The organism is Caballeronia sp. KNU42, assembly GCF_053760385.1.
This window is the reverse complement of sequence record NZ_CM132389.1, coordinates 1,978,452-1,993,465: the sequence shown is the minus strand read 5'-3', so window position 1 is coordinate 1,993,465 and position 15,014 is coordinate 1,978,452. Positions and strand designations below refer to the sequence as shown.

At 56.3% G+C, this 15,014-nt stretch carries 28 protein-coding genes; 10 read left to right on the top strand and 18 right to left on the bottom strand.

Translation table 11 applies throughout. The annotated features are described in order from the left end of the window. Positions 1-14: 14 nt before the first annotated feature. From ACSOSP_RS28205 to ACSOSP_RS28120, 18 genes are all read right to left on the bottom strand, one after another. Complete coding sequence (locus tag ACSOSP_RS28205) at positions 15-371, bottom strand: hypothetical protein (protein WP_455311736.1); 357 nt, start codon at positions 369-371, stop codon at positions 15-17. Next, entirely contained in the window at positions 368-814 is a 447-nt protein-coding gene (locus ACSOSP_RS28200) for an antitermination protein Q (RefSeq protein WP_455313697.1), read from the bottom strand. Before ACSOSP_RS28200 ends, ACSOSP_RS28205 begins: the two co-directional genes overlap by 4 nt. A gap of 628 nt (positions 815-1,442) precedes the next feature. After that, entirely contained in the window at positions 1,443-1,727 is a 285-nt protein-coding gene (locus tag ACSOSP_RS28195; protein ID WP_455311735.1) for a hypothetical protein, read from the bottom strand. After that, positions 1,724-2,152 carry a Ref family recombination enhancement nuclease gene (locus ACSOSP_RS28190; RefSeq protein ID WP_455311734.1) on the bottom strand — a complete coding sequence of 143 codons (429 nt, stop codon included), beginning with the start codon at positions 2,150-2,152 and terminating at the stop codon, positions 1,724-1,726. Before ACSOSP_RS28190 ends, ACSOSP_RS28195 begins: the two co-directional genes overlap by 4 nt. Further along, positions 2,149-2,454 carry a hypothetical protein gene (locus tag ACSOSP_RS28185; RefSeq protein WP_455311733.1) on the bottom strand — a complete coding sequence of 102 codons (306 nt, stop codon included), beginning with the start codon at positions 2,452-2,454 and terminating at the stop codon, positions 2,149-2,151. Before ACSOSP_RS28185 ends, ACSOSP_RS28190 begins: the two co-directional genes overlap by 4 nt. Positions 2,455-2,593: 139 nt before the next feature. Further along, positions 2,594-2,938: a hypothetical protein gene (locus ACSOSP_RS28180; protein ID WP_455311732.1), complete on the bottom strand. Its 345-nt coding sequence runs from the start codon at positions 2,936-2,938 to the stop codon at positions 2,594-2,596. Continuing rightward, the gene (locus ACSOSP_RS28175) at positions 2,935-3,210 is read right to left on the bottom strand and encodes a hypothetical protein (protein ID WP_455311731.1); all 276 of its coding nucleotides are present in this window, start codon (positions 3,208-3,210) and stop codon (positions 2,935-2,937) included. Before ACSOSP_RS28175 ends, ACSOSP_RS28180 begins: the two co-directional genes overlap by 4 nt. Continuing rightward, positions 3,207-3,560, bottom strand: coding sequence for a DUF4406 domain-containing protein (locus ACSOSP_RS28170; protein ID WP_455311730.1), 354 nt, complete (start codon positions 3,558-3,560; stop codon positions 3,207-3,209). Before ACSOSP_RS28170 ends, ACSOSP_RS28175 begins: the two co-directional genes overlap by 4 nt. Then, positions 3,557-4,294 (bottom strand): hypothetical protein, encoded by a 738-nt coding sequence (locus ACSOSP_RS28165; protein WP_455311729.1) that lies wholly within the window; start codon positions 4,292-4,294, stop codon positions 3,557-3,559. Before ACSOSP_RS28165 ends, ACSOSP_RS28170 begins: the two co-directional genes overlap by 4 nt. Then, on the bottom strand, positions 4,281-4,586 hold the full coding sequence (locus ACSOSP_RS28160) for a hypothetical protein (RefSeq protein ID WP_455311728.1): 306 nt from the start codon (positions 4,584-4,586) through the stop codon (positions 4,281-4,283). Before ACSOSP_RS28160 ends, ACSOSP_RS28165 begins: the two co-directional genes overlap by 14 nt. Then, positions 4,583-5,323: a replication protein P gene (locus ACSOSP_RS28155; RefSeq protein ID WP_455311727.1), complete on the bottom strand. Its 741-nt coding sequence runs from the start codon at positions 5,321-5,323 to the stop codon at positions 4,583-4,585. Before ACSOSP_RS28155 ends, ACSOSP_RS28160 begins: the two co-directional genes overlap by 4 nt. Next, positions 5,292-6,164: a YdaU family protein gene (locus ACSOSP_RS28150; protein ID WP_455311726.1), complete on the bottom strand. Its 873-nt coding sequence runs from the start codon at positions 6,162-6,164 to the stop codon at positions 5,292-5,294. Before ACSOSP_RS28150 ends, ACSOSP_RS28155 begins: the two co-directional genes overlap by 32 nt. A 51-nt stretch (positions 6,165-6,215) precedes the next feature. Then, positions 6,216-7,094 (bottom strand): DNA-methyltransferase, encoded by an 879-nt coding sequence (locus ACSOSP_RS28145; protein ID WP_455311725.1) that lies wholly within the window; start codon positions 7,092-7,094, stop codon positions 6,216-6,218. Positions 7,095-7,099: 5 nt separating this feature from the next. Continuing rightward, positions 7,100-8,098, bottom strand: coding sequence for a helicase-related protein (locus ACSOSP_RS28140; RefSeq protein WP_455311724.1), 999 nt, complete (start codon positions 8,096-8,098; stop codon positions 7,100-7,102). 386 nt (positions 8,099-8,484) lie between these two features. After that, positions 8,485-9,180: a hypothetical protein gene (locus tag ACSOSP_RS28135; protein ID WP_455311723.1), complete on the bottom strand. Its 696-nt coding sequence runs from the start codon at positions 9,178-9,180 to the stop codon at positions 8,485-8,487. Positions 9,181-9,189: 9 nt separating this feature from the next. Further along, positions 9,190-9,450 carry a hypothetical protein gene (locus ACSOSP_RS28130; RefSeq protein WP_455311722.1) on the bottom strand — a complete coding sequence of 87 codons (261 nt, stop codon included), beginning with the start codon at positions 9,448-9,450 and terminating at the stop codon, positions 9,190-9,192. Between the two features lie 30 nt (positions 9,451-9,480). Continuing rightward, positions 9,481-9,915 carry a hypothetical protein gene (locus tag ACSOSP_RS28125; RefSeq protein WP_455311721.1) on the bottom strand — a complete coding sequence of 145 codons (435 nt, stop codon included), beginning with the start codon at positions 9,913-9,915 and terminating at the stop codon, positions 9,481-9,483. Between the two features lie 220 nt (positions 9,916-10,135). Continuing rightward, a complete protein-coding gene (locus ACSOSP_RS28120) occupies positions 10,136-10,432 on the bottom strand; it encodes a hypothetical protein (RefSeq protein ID WP_455311720.1) in 297 nt (98 codons plus the stop codon). Positions 10,433-10,489: 57 nt separating this feature from the next. On the opposite strand from ACSOSP_RS28120, the gene ACSOSP_RS28115 reads away from it, so the two are divergent. From ACSOSP_RS28115 to ACSOSP_RS28070, 10 genes are all read left to right on the top strand, one after another. Further along, the gene (locus ACSOSP_RS28115) at positions 10,490-11,020 is read left to right on the top strand and encodes a hypothetical protein (protein WP_455311719.1); all 531 of its coding nucleotides are present in this window, start codon (positions 10,490-10,492) and stop codon (positions 11,018-11,020) included. A 511-nt stretch (positions 11,021-11,531) separates the two neighbouring features. Next, the gene (locus ACSOSP_RS28110) at positions 11,532-11,882 is read left to right on the top strand and encodes a hypothetical protein (RefSeq protein ID WP_455311718.1); all 351 of its coding nucleotides are present in this window, start codon (positions 11,532-11,534) and stop codon (positions 11,880-11,882) included. Positions 11,883-12,391: 509 nt separating this feature from the next. Continuing rightward, positions 12,392-12,604 (top strand): hypothetical protein, encoded by a 213-nt coding sequence (locus ACSOSP_RS28105; protein ID WP_455311717.1) that lies wholly within the window; start codon positions 12,392-12,394, stop codon positions 12,602-12,604. A 29-nt stretch (positions 12,605-12,633) separates the two neighbouring features. Beyond that, positions 12,634-12,759 carry a hypothetical protein gene (locus ACSOSP_RS28100; RefSeq protein ID WP_455311716.1) on the top strand — a complete coding sequence of 42 codons (126 nt, stop codon included), beginning with the start codon at positions 12,634-12,636 and terminating at the stop codon, positions 12,757-12,759. A gap of 7 nt (positions 12,760-12,766) precedes the next feature. Next, positions 12,767-12,985, top strand: coding sequence for a hypothetical protein (locus ACSOSP_RS28095; RefSeq protein WP_455311715.1), 219 nt, complete (start codon positions 12,767-12,769; stop codon positions 12,983-12,985). Positions 12,986-12,994: 9 nt separating this feature from the next. Then, on the top strand, positions 12,995-13,228 hold the full coding sequence (locus ACSOSP_RS28090) for an acyl carrier protein (RefSeq protein ID WP_455311714.1): 234 nt from the start codon (positions 12,995-12,997) through the stop codon (positions 13,226-13,228). Positions 13,229-13,307: 79 nt separating this feature from the next. Further along, on the top strand, positions 13,308-13,913 hold the full coding sequence (locus ACSOSP_RS28085; protein WP_455311713.1) for a hypothetical protein: 606 nt from the start codon (positions 13,308-13,310) through the stop codon (positions 13,911-13,913). Next, positions 13,910-14,098, top strand: a complete 189-nt coding sequence (locus ACSOSP_RS28080) for a hypothetical protein (protein ID WP_455311712.1) — start codon at positions 13,910-13,912, stop codon at positions 14,096-14,098. Before ACSOSP_RS28085 ends, ACSOSP_RS28080 begins: the two co-directional genes overlap by 4 nt. Next, entirely contained in the window at positions 14,095-14,403 is a 309-nt protein-coding gene (locus ACSOSP_RS28075; protein ID WP_455311711.1) for a hypothetical protein, read from the top strand. The genes ACSOSP_RS28080 and ACSOSP_RS28075 overlap by 4 nt, the downstream gene beginning before the upstream one ends. Positions 14,404-14,444: 41 nt before the next feature. Beyond that, positions 14,445-14,642 carry a hypothetical protein gene (locus ACSOSP_RS28070; RefSeq protein WP_455311710.1) on the top strand — a complete coding sequence of 66 codons (198 nt, stop codon included), beginning with the start codon at positions 14,445-14,447 and terminating at the stop codon, positions 14,640-14,642. Positions 14,643-15,014: the final 372 nt, after the last annotated feature.

Genomic DNA, 15,014 nt, shown 5'->3' with positions numbered 1-15,014 from the left:
CGTAGTCCGGGCACTCAATCATCCGACTCGATCAGGTCGATCGCCCGAATGCTCTTAGTGCCGTCCTGAAGGATTTTCGCGGCCTCCAGCTCAAGTTTCGTCGCCTGGTAAATCTGCTGCACGATCGCCACGACGTTCTTCGTGCGCTCGGTATCGATTTCGCCTCTAGCCGCCGCGACCATCTGCTTGAGCAGGAATTTGCGCAGTCCGTGGGTATCGGTAATCTCGTCGGCGTCGCGGGGCTTCACTGTGATTTTCACGACAGCCGGCGGCGCATCGTCATCGTACGGCTCGCTGCTGACGTCAAGATGCACAGGCAAATCGCCGCTCTTGATCCGTCCATCGACATAGGTACGAGTGTTGGTAGTCATGCGAATATCCCTTCCCGCTCGCCAAACGCTGCCATTGCCCCCACCCGATGCGCAGCGACGGCCCCGCGAAGGCACTGAAGGATACCTTCATAGTCGCTCTCGTGTTTCTTCCATGCGCCAGCTTGGAGCTTCGCGAGACTCGCGCGCTCATAATCTGTGTGGTTGTGAACGCCAGTCCCGTTGCATTTCGCGCACGTCGCATAACTGGGTCGACCCAGCACGCTCGTCGTGCGCTTATCTAATTGCAAACCGCTCCCCGTGCACCGTCGGCACGAGTCATCCAGCCATTCATGGATCGCGGCATGCACGAGCGGGAGATAAACGCCGCGCCGCGTGCGTTGCTGGACTCGCTCAGAAAGCAGCTTGACGGACTGCCCGTAATCCTGATGCCGATTACCCCACTTCAGGCTCTCCAATAGAGCGCCGAGTGAATCCCGTGACATACCACGCGCGGCGATGTAGTCAACGTCGGTCGGGCCAGTATCGCGCCACTCCAAATTGCCACTGTTGACGGCTCGCGCCTCACGCCTACGAAATCCAGCAAAACTCGTCATTGCATGCTCCGAAGCGTTAAGCGAACCCGAAAATCGACTGACAATATTCTAGCAAAATTCAGCACTGCTTACCACTATTCATCTTGCGCGTATAGCTTTTTAGTCATCCTCCAAACCAGTAACCCCAAGAAACTGATAAGCCACGATGCCCGCCTCCAATACCGGCACTTGCGCCACCTCTGGCGGCTTCTGCCTTCGATACTTTGTTGGCGGGGTCGGGCGGAAGGAGAGGATTACGCCGCATAGCAGAGCGCAGGCGAAAATGCCGAGGACCATGCCGGTTAGGATGCAGGCTAGGTAGGCCATCGCTAATGTCCGCAGGGGATTGTTAGAGCCGTGCTACCCTTGGCGCCGCACGATAGGCACGTCACCGAAGGCCATCCAAATACCTCGGTCAAGACGCTTTTCAACTTGGCTACTTCCTCGGCCGAAGGTGGCGTTGGAGTCAGTCCGTGCCGATGCATTTCGCAGTAGCAATACGGGTCGCCGCGTAGCGGCCCCATACATGCGCAGACAGTCATGCCGCACCTCCCAGCACCCCGATCACGCGCTTGATCGTTCTCATGCAGATACCGTCGAAGCCTCGGCCCATCTCAACGTCGGCCACGACACCGGCCAGCTCGTGGCGTTGGTCGCGCAGAGTGCGGAGTTCGGTGATTAGGGCGAGGACATCCGTAGGCGTGACGCCAGTCCTAAATGCTAGTCGCGCCTCAAGATCACCAGCCACGAGGAAATCATCAGATACCCCGGGCACCCATTGCGCCGCCTTCGCCAGCCGCTCCAATTCATCAAGATCGATCACACTTCCTCCAGTTCGTTATGTTCAACAAGTCCCGTTTCCCGCTTCGTCTGCTCTAGCAATGTGCGCTCGGTGCCGAAGCTCTCTTCCCAAACCTCCGGACCTGCGTGGTAAGCAACTCCGTAGCCTCCTAACCTATGGTGCGGAGGACAAAGTCCAAGTACGTCAAGGTTCCCTGCACGCTGCCCGCCGCCTACCAAAAACCGCACGTGATGGATCTCGCACGGCGTCTCGCCAAATCCAAGGTTGCGACACACGATGCAGCCCATGCGACAGACGGCGTCCATGTGGCGCTTCTCGACGGCGGTCGCGGCCTTGCGACCTTTCTTCTTGATCGCCGTCCGCTTCATCTGCGTCTTGGCGGTGGCGAGAGCGAAGGGCGATCGCTTGAGTGAGCTTTTCCGGGGGCCGAATCCTGAGCGCTTCATGGCTTACCTCCCGTCCATCCAACCACCCGATAGTGCTTGCCGATGATGTGCTCAAGGATCGGCTGCGGCTCTTCCTCCCAGATGCATTCACCGCTCTCATCAAGCCGATGACCGCCCTGCGCCCAACGAGTCACCGCGTGCCAGAACGGCGACTTATCACCAGGCTGTTTATCAAGCGGATCGCCCTTTGCGCCGAGAACGATGGGGCCGCAGTAACGGTGCATTTCGAACTTCCAGCGCTTACCCTTCGCGTCAGTGATGAAACGATCAGGTCCGGCCCATGAAATGTGCAAGTAGGTCATTTCGCAAACCACCCAAAAGCGAACGCCAGCCACGGCACCAAGACGCAACACGCAGTCACGTTCCCGCGCGTTCTTCCGCCGACCCAGTACGGCCAAACCAGCGTCAGGGAGATAAGAGCGGCGGTTAAGAGAGCGGTTTTCATAGCGTCCTCGCCTCAGCGCGCCGGGTTGATTCGATGGTCCGCCAGCATTCGATCTTCGCCTCGGCAGAGACCATCATCCAGCGCAGGGTTTCTTCTTTCTCGACTGCGGCCTTCAGCGCTTCCAGTACGCCGATGTACTCTTGATCGGCATACGCCTCCCTTTCCTGCATGGCGGCCGTCTTGTGCCCGTGCAGTTCCGCGTCGCGCATGCACAGCGATTTCTTGCTCTTGCGGAAGTTTTCAAGGTAGATGCGATCAGCCTTGGCTTGCGCGTAGGGCGCGGCGTTGTCGCGAATCCAATCTAGGCAACGGAAAATGTTGATTTGTGCGTCATCATTCATTCTTCAAATCCTCGGTGCATGCCCTTGAACCATTCCGCATCAGCTTTTCGATGCGCCTCGGCAGTTTTGGCATCCGAATAAACGACCAGCCACGCGATCAGGAAAACAGAGACCGGGTAGGTCACGACGCTGAGCAGCCACATCGCCAGCACGAACAATTGCCACCCAAATTCCGTAAGCGCGCTCCACATGTCAGTCCAGAATCCTGTTGTCCACGGGCCGGTGAATATTCCGACAGCAGCTTCACGCAACGCCGAACCGTAAGTTCTCATACCACCTCCGCTCTCTGCTGCACGGGCAGCGCTGATGAACCGCTGGCGGCAGCAGATGCTTGCGCTTCATCCGCGTACTGAACAGGTATGCCAAGCATCTTGGCGATGCGGCGCTCTTCTTTTGCACCACGGCTGGCTTCCCAGCCCGGTAGCATGTAGATCTCGTCGCACGGGCAAAGCAGCACGACGCATCGCCTCATGTAGTCCTGCCAAGTTGCCTGTGCATGCAGTTTCAAGAGCGCCGGGTTGACGACCTCATGCCCCTGAGCATTCAGGAGATCGGCCGCGCTCTGGAACTGTTCGCGGAAGTTCGGGATGCCCGTTATGGCACCGCTGATGTAGATTTTCATGCCATCACCTCGTCATCTTTCATGCTCATGGATTGGCGGTAGATGCGCCCAGTTGCGGCCGACGGCGCTGTGATAGCGCCAGCCGCTATAGCGAACGGGTTGTAATCGACGGGCTCACCCAAAAGAAGATCTCTCACCCTTCGCGCGTCCCGATATTTCCGATTCTTGATAGCGTTGGACATAGGCGGCGGCTTCGGTGCATCGACGCCAGCACCCAGCCGATACACGGGCACATGCTTCCCGCTGGCTTTCAGGCGCTTCCATTTGCAGATGTGAACCTCTTTAGCCTCGTGGCGAGCCGCCATATGTTTGGAGACTCCGGATCTATTGAGATTCACTAACTCGGCAAGCTCTATGCATGCACGATCAGCATTTTTAAGTTCCTGCCTCATCAGTTTCCAGCACACTGATTCAATGCCGCGCCTGCGATTTGGTCTTTTCCCGAGCCCCATTAGATAAGCGTGGCCGACAATCGCGCCCACGGTGTGGCTCGGAAACTGGTGAGCGTGAAGCTTGATCGGCCCGCCGTTCACCCAGATGTCACGAAGTAAAGCGTCCTGCTCGGGCGTCCACGCAATCCGGTGACCAAGGCCAATTGATCCGGCGCGCTTCTCAATTGCGTTGCGCGAACGCCCCGGCAATAAATGAAGGTATTTCGCGAGACTGCCCGCGCTTTTCCAGATTTCGATGAGAGCAGCGTCCTCGGCTTCACTCCATGAGTTAAAACGCTTCATGATGTCCTCGCATCAAAATTTCGATTGCCTGCTCGACCGTGAAAACGATATGGATCTCGCCCGTCCAGTCAGCGTGAAAATCCTTCTGCGCTGGCGTGAGCTCGTGTCGGTGCTTCGGCTGGTCGGGGTCTTTCACTTCGAGCAAAAATGTCCGCTTCCCATCGGCGGTCGAGACAACCAGATCTGGGAACCCTTGACCAATTGCATGCGTCGTCGCTACCTTGGCGCCGAGAGCGCGCAGCGCCGCGACAATGGGCTTTTGATTGGCATCGGCTTTAGCGGCGTATTTCACGCTTCCTTCCCCGTCACATTGAAAATGGCTTCCTTCGCGATGCGGAGTTTGTTGAGCGGCACCTTGCCGGTCTCGCGCTCCTCTTCGAGAATCTTTCGCGCCCACCCAATGTTTGCGCCGTTCGGCTCGCGCTTGAACGCAGCGGACGCGCCCAATTCCTGCAAGCGTTGTCGCCCGTACTCGCGGGTCGATACAGCAGCGCCTGGAGCCGCCAACGCAGGGATGCGAACTGGAACCGGAAGGATTTCACCCTGAAGGACTTTCTTCAGCGCCGATTCAAAGCGCGGCTTCAATTGCGAAAACGTCTGGCTGATAATGTCGTACTCGCCAACCTTCGCAGCCGCCCAGTAGATCGCCGGGTCCGACCATTCATCCTTGCCATGTTGCCGTGCGCGCATCTGTTCAATTGCTTCGTACACGGCGGCGTCGATGTTGATCGGCGGCTTACAAGCTTTCAGGAATTCCGCGATCGATGGCGGCCAGTCGTACATTTTCCGGCAGGCCCGAATCCCTTCCGAAACCATCTGCGTGGTAACGCCTTCTTCGTCAAACGCCTCCGCCCACGACTCGCGCCAATTGGCAATAGCGTGCTCATTGGCAAAAGCGGCGCGCCAGCGATTCGGGTAAGCGCCATCGAATCGATTGAAAAGATGGTCCATCAGCGAAATGCCGAGCTTCGGATGCTCCGTCAGCCAGACGGAATGTTTAAACGTCGATGATGTCGTCGGTGCGTTCATGGTTTTCGTTGACTCGGTTTCGATTTACGTAGGCGACTGGATCAAATTTCTGTGCGCCTGACCGTGACGGCGCAGCAGCGCCACCAACCTTTACTCTTGCGGCCTCTGACGCCCATCGCTCCAAGATCGAAACGATGTACCCGGGCTTGATTCGCTCGTTTGGCTTGGATTTTTTTGCATCCTCGCAAGCTGCTCTAACCGTGTCCGGCATGACGCCTTGCTCAGCCAAGGCGATCAGGCGTGGATCGGCAGGGCTGGCATCAATGCTGAACACCCGCATTACGACCGAAAGGTCTACCGCGCGTATTGGGCCTTCTCGCTCGCCAACAACCTCACAGTCACCTAAGACGGGGTTAGTACCCTCGGTTTTAGGTGTTGGTAAAGGTAAAGGTATAGGGCATAACTCAAGCACTTCTTCAGGCAATGCTTGGAGCATGCTTGGAGCATTGCTTGTGGCATCCTCCAAGCTTTTCTCTGAGGACTGCTTAGCGCGATGCTTAGTCCACCGAGCTTCGGCCGCAACTTTGGCCTTTTCGTTGGATTTCTCCTTTCGGGTCTTCGCGTCCTTGAGTTCTTGCTCAATCCGTTTGTGGTGCCAGTTTCCATCTATCAACGTGAAGAACTTCATGATCTTCGCTTTCGCCTTCTTCCAAGCGGATAGCGGAAGCTTGGTGATTTGAGCGAGGTCTTCATCGTCGTCGGCCGGCGCGCCATTCATCCAGTAATCCATAATCAGCAGAAGATAAGCCCCGTGCTGCTCGGTGCTAAGACGCTGCGTGTCGGCCAGATACGCGCCAATAAAAAGCGGCATCCAAACCTTGACCTTTTCCTCGTCGCTCATTGAATGCTTTCCGTTACTGCTGCGTGCTTTAAACTTGCGCTCTACGTTCTATCAAGCAGCATCCGAAAACATATCGACCTGGTTATCGACCACGGCACTCTTGCAGTTCTCGACAGCCAACTTGAAATAGGAGGGCTTGAGTTCCGATCCGATGCCACGCCGGCCCATCTTCAGAGCTGAATAAATCTCGCTGCCTATACCGAGGAACGGGGTGTAGACCAGATCGTTCGGGTTCGTCCATAAGTCGATAGCGCGCTCGATTACGTCGAGCTGCAGCGGGCTGATGTGGCGCTCATCGTCGCTTTCCCGTGCGCTCATGTACTGAAGCGTTCGGGTCTGATTGATATCCATCCAGACCGGCGATGCGTAGCGCTGCCACAGATCAACCGGCAGGCTTTCATGCGTGTGCGTGACAGGCTCCGGGTTGTCGCCGGGCTTGCGCATGACCACAAGGTAATCGGCAATGCCCTGGCGGCTCATGGCGCTGTCTTTGCGCAATTGTTTATAAAGGAGGCCGAGCGCCTTGGTGCGCTGCATCGCCACTACCGGGTCTTTCCAGATGCACACTTCAGAGTGGTAGATAAACCCCGCTTCTTGGTGGGCACGGATAATTTCGCCGCGGAAGTCTTTCAGCCCGATATAGCCGTCACGAGTTTTCGAGGTCGGCAGATTCATGCAGTGGATCGCCACGAGACGCCCAGGCTTCATGATGCGAATGTGCTCGGCAATGAGAAACCGGTAATGCGTCCAGAAATCTGCGCTCGATGCATTGTTCCCCATGTCGCGCTCTGAATTGCTGAATACGAACAGCGATTCAAACGGCGGGCTATATACCGAGAAATCAATCGACTCGTCCGGTAATGATCTTGCGAGCTCGACGCAATCAGCGTTATACACGCTGAACCGGTCGGCGATTTCCTGACCAATCACGTTCGTCATACGCGCTCCACGTTTTGAAAAATCCATTCAGGAATCGCGAGAGGAACGGCCGGCCGGTAGGCCTCGGTCCCGCTCGTCGCGCCCTGGATCTGTTTTTTGGTGAGGTCGCGCATGTACGCAACCATTTCTTCAGCCATCGCATCGCTTTGAGCCTGCTTGCGCGCGATGTTGTCTTTAACTGCGCCCTCGGTGTCGGCGGTGATGATGTGAACTGATACCGGTCTCGTTTGGCCGAACCGATAGCATCGGCGCACGGCTTGGTAATACTTTTCGAAGCTGTCATCCATGCCGGCGAAAATCATCTGCCGGCAGTGCTGCCAGTTCATGCCGAATCCGCATATGGAGCTTTTACTGATAAGCCCGCGCACCTTGCCGTGCGTGAAATCCATGATTCGGCGCGTTTTCTCATCTGCGGTCATTGATCCCGTTACCTCAACAGCATCAGTGAGGATCGCGGCAAGCGCTTCCGATTCATCATTCAGGTGGCACCAGATGATGTAGGGGCCATCTGACTCACGCGCTAGTCGCACAGCTACTTCAAGCCTATCGGCGAGGCTGGCGCGCTTGGCCTGCCGGCGCTCCGTCAACGTCTGCGCTGTGATCGCGAACAACTGCCCTTCGAGCAATTCCTGACTCGAAACAACGTGCTCCATCAGCGTCAAGGGCGGCAGAATGTAGCGCGCGCCGTCGAAACCGAGATCAGTCGGGCTCCGAATGCAAATTGCCCACGTCGCCATCCATTCCCAAAACTTGACCTTGCCGTGGCCCTTCAGACGCCACTTACCGGTATCGCCGCCGTCATGCGTGAAGAACGTCGAAAGCATCTCGACTGCAGTCATAACGCCCAAGAATTCCGCCTGATTGCCGAGCTCCATCCAATCATTCGGACTCGGCGTCGCGGTGCATGAGAGCTTGTACGGCGTACGGCGGAACGCTTCAGTGATGAAAGCGCGTGTCTTGCTCGAATGCCCTTTCAGAATGCTCGACTCGTCCAACACCACGCCAACGAACGATCCCAACTCGAAGTGCTCAAGCATTTCGTAATTCGTGATCGTGATGCCGTCCTCGACTTCACTGTCATGGCGGCAGTACTTGATCGTGACGCCAAACTTCGCGGCTTCCTCGACCGTCTGCTGAGCGACGCACAACGGCGCGGCGATGATGACATTGCCGCCCGTATGCAAACAGACCTTTTGAGCCCACACAGCTTGGCAAAGCGTTTTGCCCAATCCTGTGTCGAGAAACAGCGCAGACCGCCCGCGTTTCAAAGCCCATTTAGTGCACGCGGCCTGATGCTCGTACATGGGGCCAACAGTGATCTCACAATCGAAGCCGGTCGGAATGTCCGCGACTTGCTTCGACGCAATGAATTCTTCGTATTTCATCGATTGCCTCCGACCGGCGTTTCAATGATTTGCTGTGCAGTCCAGCCGCGACGAAGGCGCGCATGGCACGTCCAATAGGCGACGCCGATCCGCTCAGCCCACTCGACCAGACACATCGTTTCGCCGCGATAGGTCAGAAGTTGGTTGGTGCGCTTATTCCGGTTTTGTTCTTTGCGACCAGCCCAATGACAATTATTCGGCTCATACATGCCGTTCACTTCATCGCGCTCTATGGTCATTCCATATGCAGGGCGGCCCATGTCCGCAAGAAAGTTTTCAAATGAATTCCAGCGCTCACAAACAGAAATCCCACGGCCACCATAATTCTCGAAGTCGTCGCTGCCCGGATTCGAGCACCGCGAATGCATGCCGCTCCAAATTCCATATGCGCGACTGCCGGATTCGCCGTGCGTGGATGTGGCCGCACGCAAACGCTCTAGGCGAAGGCATCCGCACGACGATGTGTTGCCGGTTCGCAGATTGCATGCGGCAACGACGATTTCTCCGCCGCACTCGCAACGGCACGACCACCGGTAGTCGTACTTTTTCGAGCTTTCGGCGCGTGCAATCACCGTCAGGCGCCCAAACACATCGCCTGCAGAAATACGCGCACGTTTCGGTGTCGTCGGCACATCGGCCAACTGTTTGCTGGCGATGAAGGACTCGTAATCGGAATGGAGGGCTGTGCTCACGGGATGCCTTTAGGCCTTCGGGAAGCCGAGATTCACAAGGCGCTGATAGCATTTCGGTGCCGCACGTTTCGCGTGATGGGTGATCGAACAGCCAGTGAACATCTTCGTGTCGAAATCGATGAAGTCGTTTTTAAAACAACGCTCGATCATGTCGGCGTCGTCTTTCGCAAGCGCAATGTCGGTGCACTTCCCGTCATAGCCAAACATGCCGTTGTTGCCTTCGCCGGGAGCAAATTTCTTCGGCATTCCTGTGAGGTCGAGCTGTTGCATGGGGTATCTCCTGATTTTTTGGCGCGACCTTTAGGCGGCAGCGCGAAGTTTCGAAAAAAGACGAAGTTCAACTTCCCGTTCCGTTTCCAGCGATTCGATCTTTTCGCGCAAGAGCCGGTTTTCGCGTTCGAGATCACTCTCGATTCGACGCAGACATGACGGGTCATACCCGCGTTTGAGCAACCAGTAATGGAGCCATGCCTCGCTACCGCAGGCGTCCATCAGCAAATCCATGTGCAGCTCGGACAAGCGCGCCTGCCCCGACTGAGCCTTCGACAAGAGCGCCGCATCTATACCAATCTCAAGCGCGACGGATTTGTCCTGCAGGCCGCTGTTCTTCAGCGTGTCGGCAATAACCTTCGCCTCGCTCGTCCACGTAGCCCAATCCTCTTTGCTGGTGGGCCTGAGCGGGCGTTTGACCTGCAGATCGAGGTCGTTGGATGGGTGACGTTCATTGGATGGCATTTGAAATGAGTGTCGTTGAGCGTCGCTATTGGGGCCAAATAAAGAGACCGCGAAGGGTCTCACCGATCAAACAAAAATGAAAACCGCCTACAACCACCTACTGAATAAAAGAGCAGCACCCGAGAGTGCTGCAAGCCAGATCGCCACGAGGGGAACGACCCAGAGCCAACGGGGCGGCGGCAGCGTAGGACTGCTGATCGCCTATAACGAGAGCCGCAGGTTAAGCGGCCTTTTCCATCCTTGCCATCTTGCGGGTCTTGTTCGAGCCGCCAACAGGCGGTTGTGTATCGTCGGAAGTAGCGATCGAATCGATAATTCCGTTACCCCAGATGTCCGGCCTAAGTTCCGCGAGCGTGAATCTCGAATCCAATTTCACGATCCGCTTGCACAAGTCCGAGCTGGGCTTTCGAGTCCCGCGCGCACACAAATACAAGTAGCCGACCGCCACACCGAGCTTGGTAGCGAATTCATCGCGCTCGGAAGGCTTCGTTGTCTGGAAGTAGGTTTTGAGGTTCATGCCTCATGATAGATCATTTTGATTTGGTCAAGCAAATCTTTTTGAGCGTTGATCAAAATGATCGTCGAGACTACCCTGACAATCATGAAAACCTGTAAGGAAGTCCGCTACGAGAACGCGCGCGCACTGGCCTCCGCAGGGCCGGCCGACTTCGCGCGCAAGCTCAGTGACGTCTCTGATAAGCCGATGTCCGGCCAGCAAGCGAACCAGATCATCGGCCCGTCAGCTACGCGCGGCATCGGTGATGACATAGCTCGGCGAATCGAAGCGGCTTATGGGAAGGAAGAAGGCTGGCTGGACAACGACCACAACAAAAATGCTTTAGAAGCGTTGATTAGCGGGGCAAACAACGCTCTTAGCGACGAAGCAAATAAGTTGATCGCGTGTGTCGTCCAACTGGATTCTGTTGGCGATCTGGCACTCAAAACGTTCGCCTATACTAGGGGTTTGCTCTACCTTTCCGCAGCGTATGAAGAATTGCAGACTGGCTCCGCGCGGACTCAGATGCTGGCGGAAACAGATCAGTTATTGGGCCCACGCGTTGACACAGCTCCGAGGCCCAAACATGAGAGAAAGCATAAGAAGTAATGCCGTCACTGACCTAACCACATATAGAGCAACGCATACCCCACCGAAGAAAGCAGACCAGGCGCTGAGAACCACCCTCCCCGACAAGTTGCTAGACGAAATCTCGTATCACATCCTGATGGCCGCGCGCGCTATCTCGAAATACACCCCCAAGCAATAACCCCACTCTGCATCCGGCCTTAGCGCCGGATTTTTTACGTCCGCCTTTTAGAGTGCTATCGGTAATCGACTTCCGATAGAAATCTATTTGCTCTGCGACAAATCAAATAGCTTGTCTTGCTAGATCATTTTGATCTATGCTTCTCTCCATGGGCCGCGAAACAGCAGCCCCGCCCCGAACGAACCAGGAGACGAACGATGGAACAGCAGCCGATTTTCAAAGGTTTCGACGAAGAAGGCTTTGCCGTGTACGAACTGCCGTTTGATCTGTAACGGATCCACCGTGCGCGGCTGGGGCGGACAACCCGTCAGAGCGTAAGTCGCAGGGCAGCACTTAATAGCCGAGAGAGAAATGAGCGAGATCTATATCAGCAAGGCAACCTTGGAAACGATCGAGAAGTTTGGTCGCGCCGATCTCACGCATATTGCAACGTCAAAGGTTCTGGACACCGACGTTGAACTGAGATTGGCCGAGGCTCCGAATGTTATCGCTGAAAAGATGATCGTTGCCGCGCACTACGCGCAGATGTTTTCAGATATTCGAGACATTGTCGCGACCTGTGCGGACCTGAATGCACGAGCACCGTACCGTCACATCGAAGCACAACGTCTGCTGCCGATCCTCGATGGGTTCCTCGGCGAGGGATACACGGGCCGCGTGATGGAGTTGCGCCGCGCTCTCGGGCTCACCACGAAAGACTAACTGTTCTCAGCGCCTAGCCCTTCATCGGGCTACGCAGTGCGAATAGCACCCGCCCCGGCAGAGCCGGACTGGCGAAGTTCTTTAAAAACTTGTTTCGAGATACCAGCCGGCCGAAAGCCGGGCACGCCGATGACTCGCAAGAGTGGCTAGGCGCATGGCTCACCCGTCACCCATGAAGATGAAAGATGACGGCTATCCCAACGCGGGGGTTCGGCTAGTGAACCGCAGAGGGATCGATATGTACCGCAGCAGACCATGAGCCGGTTCACCGGGAGTTGCATGGCTGCTGCGAATCAGTTTTTCGTGAATGGCGTTGTGCGGCGTGGAGCGATACAAGCTACGAAGCGCCGTGTTGGATCTGACGTTACCTCCATGTGGAGGCCAGTTCTGGCGAAGGGGATCGCGAGAGTGCCCCGGCCGCAGCGTTATTCACGAAAAACTGCACCAAACATCAACCAGAGCGCCGCTCTCATTGATGACGTTAGCACTACTACTTACTGGAGATTGAAATGAGCAAGAAACACGAACAGCGCACACGGGCAGAGATTCTGGCGAAGCGCGCTCAGCCGATCATGGGTTTCGATAAGCGCCCTGCGCCAATCACGGCTCTGGTATCCCGCAGCAAGTACACCCCACATTTCGGCGCGAAGCAGCAAGCGAAGCTGAGCGTGAAAGTGAGCGAGGCGCGGTTGGTCGCCGAAGAGTACGAAAGCGTGTTTTAACCCCGCGCCTCGGCGCACAGGAGTAAATCATGAATGCCCTGCATAACTGGATTTTTCTGGGCAGCAACGCTTACGACGAATACACGTGGGTTCCTTGGCTGAACAAGAACGTCTATCGGCGCACCGTCGATCTAAGCCGCGTTTGTTTGATGTGAGGTTGACATGCGCGACTTCGGAGCATGGTTCACGGAGCAGGGAAAGGACGCGCCCATTGAAGTCGACGAAAAAATCTGGCTGCGGTGCTACGGATGCGGAAAAACAGATCACGTCAGCATCAAAGCAATGGAAAACGGCGATACCGGTTGGTATGTCGAAGGTGAAGTAGATCCCGATGAGACCTACAACGGCGTCTGTGGCGGCTCGCCATTTTGTTTGCCTTAGGAGTTTTAAATGCCCACCACAACCTCAGAACGCGCCGAAGACCAAGTCAAGCGCATCGTTTCAATCGCACTTGGCGTCTCGTTTGCGAGCGTGAAAACGACCGACAGTCTGGTCCTCGACCTCAACGCCGACTCGCTTGACGTCTACGAAATCATTCTGGACCTTGAGAAGGCGTTCGACATCGAAATCCCCGACGACACCAAATTCATCACCGTCGGCGACCTGATCGAGCACGTAGCGTAATGGCCAACTTTCTCTTCGGCGCCGTGTGCGGTGCGGCGACGGTTGTCTTTGTGGTTGGGGCTTATTTGTGGAGGCAGAAGTGAACGAACGTAACGAGTCGCCTTGCGCTACTTGCAACGGCAACGGAATGATCGGCGGCCCTTCGTACAGCCAGCCTGACGAAGGTGGTGAACCTTGTCCCGACTGCAACTCACCCGCAGCCAGCACACGAACGGACGCCCTCCCCGTAGGCCAAGCCTCCAACATGCCCGGCACGGATGGCTTCACGATGGTCTGCTTCAAGGCATCGGATGTTCCCGCCGGAACGAATCTGTACACATTGCCGCCGATGGACGAAGACGCTGATATCTGCCTCATTGCTCGCGTATTTGCAGAGTTTCGAAAGGACTCGTGCGTACCTGGGGATGATCGGGTTAGCGAGGCGTTTTTTAAGGCGGCGCGGGTGTTGATGGGGGCGGTGAATGCGCCGCTGACGATTACCGACGAAATGAAAGAGCGCGCCTACGATGCGGTAGCGGAGGCTTTGGGCGACGCTTACGACTGCGACCGTGTTTGGTCTGCGTGGAGCGTCGGAACTATGCGCCAAGACGATTTCTATCCTGTCGCAGATAGTTCTGAACGTGTAGTTGAAATCGCCGATGCGGCTATAGCTGCCATTCTCGCCTCCACCGGAGCCAAGCCATGAACGAACTTCTGCCCATCCAATTCCCGAAACTGGCGAGCGATGGCAAGACGAAACTTTCGACGCTTGGCCAGTGGGTTTATGACCGCGAGGCACCACCAATGTCCGAGGACGTGCGCAAGCGGATCACGCAGGCAACGAAACACGCGATTCTCATGGTGATGACTTTGTTGCCGAGGCATCTATGAACGCCCGAGAAACTCCCGGCCACGTCGAATACTCCGACGACGCCCTTCTTCAAGCCCTTGACGATGCCGCTGAGCGAGTCCGTGCTGCTGAAGAACTGGCGCGCTACGACACGACGCGCGCCGAAGTGATTGAGCGCTTCACCGAGAAATCTACTGATCGCGGTGACCATATCTTCATGCGCGCGTTTCGCAATGACGACGGGCAGGCGCTGAGCCAAGTGATCAGCGGATTGAAGGACGCTTACGTGGAAGTCGTTGCTGAGAAGAAGGCTGCAATTCTGGCGGAGTCGGACGGATTGAATTAACCAAGGAGAGCGATATGGGATGGGGAAGTGGAGCGGAGGTGATGTCGGAGGTCATTGCGGCATTGCAGCCTCAAGTACCTGACATCGAGGCGCGTAAGATGATTTATCGGGTTCTCGTGGTTGCCTTCGAAAACATGGACTGGGACACGCAGATGGACTGCATGGATGAGGACCCGGCCTTTGATGCGGTCATCGAGGATTTGCATCCACAGTGGTTCGAAGATGATGACGATGATTGAGTGCTGAACACGACGTGACACCTACCGGGCCTGTTGTGGGCGCAAGGAGTGGTGCGACTGCCGAGAGAGTGCGGCACCTGATTTTGCATGTTTGTTTGAATACACCCCCGAGAGGGCCGTGATGCAGTTCATCGCATTAATCCTCGTCGATTGTCGTGTCGGACGATTGACGAGGTAGGCCTGTCACGAACCCAGTAAGAGCGACACATCTTATTGGCGCTGTCGATAGCGAGAAATCGGCCACCCGGCTCAAGATGGCTCCGCCGTAGGGGTCTGACGAGTCTCCGCACGAGGGTAAGCGGAATGTTTAAGAGTGGCGAATGCGCAGTGCTGATGCGAGTGGAGCGGTGAAAAGCCGCGTGAGTCGAAGCG